4 protein-coding genes and 1 tRNA gene are annotated in these 4,073 nt (G+C 57.1%); 4 read left to right on the forward strand and 1 reads right to left on the reverse strand.

Features of this window, described 5'->3' with window-relative positions; translation table 11 throughout:
* Window positions 1-48 precede the first annotated feature (48 nt).
* Window positions 49-125 (forward strand) — tRNA-Met (locus EDC31_RS17275).
* 174 nt (window positions 126-299) lie between these two features.
* Here the strand turns inward: EDC31_RS17275 and EDC31_RS17280 are convergent.
* The gene (locus EDC31_RS17280) at window positions 300-1,193 is read right to left on the reverse strand and encodes a LysR family transcriptional regulator (protein WP_042061323.1); all 894 of its coding nucleotides are present in this window, start codon (window positions 1,191-1,193) and stop codon (window positions 300-302) included.
* A 122-nt stretch (window positions 1,194-1,315) separates the two neighbouring features.
* Here EDC31_RS17280 and EDC31_RS17285 point away from each other — a divergent pair, with 122 nt between their 5' ends.
* The 3 genes from EDC31_RS17285 to EDC31_RS17295 all read left to right on the forward strand — a co-directional run.
* Window positions 1,316-2,026 carry a class II aldolase/adducin family protein gene (locus EDC31_RS17285; RefSeq protein WP_081797849.1) on the forward strand — a complete coding sequence of 237 codons (711 nt, stop codon included), beginning with the start codon at window positions 1,316-1,318 and terminating at the stop codon, window positions 2,024-2,026.
* A 118-nt stretch (window positions 2,027-2,144) separates the two neighbouring features.
* Complete coding sequence (locus EDC31_RS17290) at window positions 2,145-3,344, forward strand: MFS transporter (protein WP_042061329.1); 1,200 nt, start codon at window positions 2,145-2,147, stop codon at window positions 3,342-3,344.
* Window positions 3,345-3,366: 22 nt separating this feature from the next.
* On the forward strand, window positions 3,367-4,073 hold a 707-nt coding region (locus EDC31_RS17295), incomplete at its 3' end, for a LysR family transcriptional regulator (RefSeq protein WP_132127216.1).

Below are 4,073 nucleotides of genomic sequence, written 5' to 3' on the forward strand. Positions count from 1 at the left end.
GGTCGCCGCCAGATCAATCAGTCCAGCCTGTATACTCCTCACCACCCACGCGGGGTGGAGCAGCCCGGTAGCTCGTCAGGCTCATAACCTGAAGGTCATAGGTTCAAATCCTATCCCCGCAACCATGAATAACATTTAATATCAAATGCTTAGGCCGCCCATTGGGCGGCCTTTTGCGTTTCTACACCCACAACTGGAATCATATAGGAATCAGTCGGGAGAGAAATCCCGCGTAGCAGGCGGCCGCATCGAGTGTGGCGCGAGAGGGCCGGAAAGGGCGCGAATCGGTTATGATGCCTTCAGGTCGAGCAGAGTTGCCGGACGTGTTCCCGCAACCAGCGATGCACGGGGTCATGTTCCGAACGGGGATGCCACATCATCGAAACCCTCACTTCCTCGGTCTCGACGGGAAGAGGGAAGGTGTACATGTCGCGCCTTGCTTCAGCGGTTTGCCGTTCGGGAACGCTTGCAATCAGATCGGTGGTGCGGGCGACCGAAAGCGCGGATGGAAAGCTGGTCACAACGGCACTCACCTGACGCCTCAACCCGATGATTTCCAGGGCTTTATCGATTGGGCCACTGAACAGGCCGCGTCGGGAAACACTGACGTGGTGTGCTTCGGCATAATCCTTGGCGGAGATCGTTTCATGACTGCTCAGCCGGTGATCCGCTCTTACGACACCGACGAAGCGGTCTCGCTGGATCGTTTGCGTCCGGATTTCAGGGCCAGACTCTCCTAAAACACCAATGTCCAGATCGATCTGTCCATCGCGAAGAGCATTCGGTTTCTTCTCCGCCTTGATGACGAAACTCAGGCGTATACCCGGAGCCTCACGGGACACGGCCTTGATCAGTTTGCCGCCATATTGGAACACAAACCCTTCGTTCGCACGGACATCGAAAACACGGTCAATCTGCTTAAAGTCCGGTTTCTGCGGGGCCATGCGAAGGGCTTCAGCACTTTCGAGAACTTGGCGGACCGTTTCACGTAATTCGAGCGCACGAGGCGTGGGGACTAGTGATCGACCCGCGCGAACGAGGATGGGATCGCCAAATGTCTCACGAATGCGGCTCAGGGTTCGGCTCATGGCGGAGTTGCTGAGGCCCAGCCGCTCAGCCGCCCGGTTAACGCTGCTTTCGGCCAGCAGCATATCGAGTGATGTCAGGAGATTGAGATCGTAAGTCGGGATCATATCAGAGCCCTGCGATACATGGCGTTGGACGCAACTATAAGTTCTTATTGCTGCGCTTTCCAGCATATCATGATTTTCGCATAGTTGGCGGCAAGCGACGATAATGCGATCGGATATGATTGATGAACGAGACTGTTCAGGCTGTTTTGGAAGAACTGGCTACCGGATGCCGTGTTCTTCACGCCGAAGGGCATGCGGATATGACCCTCGGCCATCTCGGCTGGCGCGATCCTATAGGACGCGGTGTCTGGGTAAAGCGATCCGGGATCGGTCTGGGAGAAGTCATCGGAGCGGCAGATTTCGTTCTGCTTGATTTCGACGGTAACAGATTAGCGGGAGAGGGACGTATCCATAAAGAATGGCCGATCCACACCGAAATTTTGCGTGAACGTCCTGATATTGATGTTGTTGGGCATACACATCCATTCCACGCGACCGCTTTTTCCGCTCTGGATATAGAACTTGAGGCGGTTACCAATGAGGCGGCTTATCTCGGCCTGCCAGTCGCGCGGTTCGACGACACGCGCGGTCTGATTGATACGCCAGAGCTTGGCCGTCAACTGGCGGCTGCCTTGGGGCGACAGTCTGTAGCGTTGATGCGCAATCATGGCGTGCTGTTCGTAGGAACTCGTATCTCAGATGCTGTTCTGACCGGTATTTTTCTGGAACGTGCCTGCCGTTCTCAGTTGCAGATACTGGCGACAGGCAAGCCTTTCGTCGCGACCCCACTCGTCGAACTTGCTTCGAAAAAAGCACAGATCCTTGATCCAAATTTGATCAGGACATTCTGGGATTTTTACAAAAGAAATACAGAGTCCGGAATGTATTCTTAAGACGAAAATGTGAAACCTGTCGAGTTTCGCGAGATATTTTCAATATTGGTGACAAATTTTTGACCAAAGCCACGCGAAATATTGCGGCTGCCCCTTACGAATGTGGAGCAGATAACGGATGAATAGACAGACCTCCACGACGATGGCACCCGTTTCCGGTGGTGAGGCAACGCGCCGCTTGCTGCCTTTTGCCATGATGGTTTTCCTTGGTTATCTGACGGTTGGTCTGCCGCTCGCCGTCCTGCCGGTCCATGTGCATGATCGTCTCGGCTTCGGTCCTGTGATGGTAGGATGGGTCATGGCATCGCAGTCCATAGCAACCTTGTTGACACGCCAATTCGGTGGCGTTGTGACCGATACGCGCGGGCCTCGACCGGCGGTATTGATCGGGATGCTGTTGTGTTCCCTCGCGGCTCTGGTTTACGGGGCTTCGGTGTGGGGCGACTGCTCGCCCGAGATTGCTTTGGTCCTGTTGTTTGTCGGACGGGCTGTTCTCGGTCTCGGTGAGAGTCTGCTGATTACCGGGGCTCTGACCTGGTGCATTGGTATGGTTGGGCCGCGCTATGCCGGACGGGCGATGGTTTGGGTCGGAATTGCGATGTTCGGTGCAATAGGCGGGGGCGCGCCATTGGGTTCGGTCTTGTTGAAACAAGGCGGCTTTGGGGCGATGGCTTTGGCTGCCGCCATATTACCATTGATGGCCTGCTTATTGATGAAAGGCATCGAGCCGCTTCCGCTGCATTGCGGAAGACGTCTTGGCTTTTTTAAAGTTGTTGGCTTGATCTGGCCTTATGGTACGGGCCTTGCCTTGAGCACGATCGGGTTTGGCACGATGTTCGCCTTCCTTGGTCTCGACTATGCCGGGCATCACTGGACGGGCGCATCTCTCGGCCTGACGTCGTTTGGTGCGTCTTATGTCGCGGCACGGCTAATCTTCGGCGGCCTGCCAGATCAACTGGGCGGCCTACGCGTTGCCCAAGTGACGATCCCTCTCCAGATAGTAGGGCTGGTCATTTTGTGGCTTGCGCCCCATCCTTGGATCGCCCTCGCCGGATGCGCCATTCTCGGTGCTGGTTACTCGCTGACGTTTCCTGCACTGGGGGTAGAGGCTGTCCGCCATCTGCCGCCTCAGAACAGAGGCGCGGCAATGGGCGCATATGTTGCCTTTGTGGACATAGGATTGGGATTGGCCGGACCGCTCGCCGGTACGGTCGCTGACCGAGTTGGATATCCCCCTGTTTTTCTGCTGGGGGCATGTGCATCGGCTGTGGCTCTTGCTTTCGTTCCGCGCCTTCCCGCGACACAAGAAAATATATAGCGCGTGGAGATAATTGGCTCTGATGGCTGCCGATTATGGCTTCAATATCCGCGATCTGCGAAGGGTCATTGCGGTTTCGGAACACCATAGCCTGCGTCAGGCGGCTCTGGCTTTGGAAGTCGATCAGGGCACGCTGACACGCTCTATCCAGGCGTTGGAGCACGCGCTTCGTATTCCCCTCTTCGAGCGAATGCGGACCGGTGTGCGGCTAACGGCGGCGGGTGCGGCGTTCACGAAGATCGCCGCCTCCGTGCTGGATGGCATGGACGAGGCCATGCTGCATCTGCGCCTGCGGCATAACGGGATGCTGGGCAGGCTCCGCCTCGGTGTGCAGATGTCTTTCGCTAGTGGCGTGGTGGCCAACCTGTTCGAACGGTATCAAGCCGAATATTCGGCTGTGGAACTTCAAGTCACGGACGGCCCACGCGAGAGATTGCTGCGGGACGTGGCGGCCTCCCGTCTCGACGCCGCGATCGTCATGTCGGGCGAGGGCTGGCACGGCCAAGCCATCCCGCTGGGGAAGGAAAGAGTGCTGGCGGCTGTTGCGCGCGATCACCCTCTTGCGGTGCGTGCAGCTGTGACGTGGTCCGGCCTGTCAGCTTATTTCCTCACACTCCCGCGTCGTGGTGCAGGTATGGAGCTTCGCAAGCTCGGGTTGTACCATGGCATTCTGCCGGAACGCATCATGGTTCATGACGCCGCCATCGATCGGTTGCTGGCACTGGCCCG

Origin of the sequence: Acidomonas methanolica, from assembly GCF_004346035.1 — a bacterium.
Taxonomy (GTDB): Bacteria; Pseudomonadota; Alphaproteobacteria; order Acetobacterales; family Acetobacteraceae; genus Acidomonas; species Acidomonas methanolica.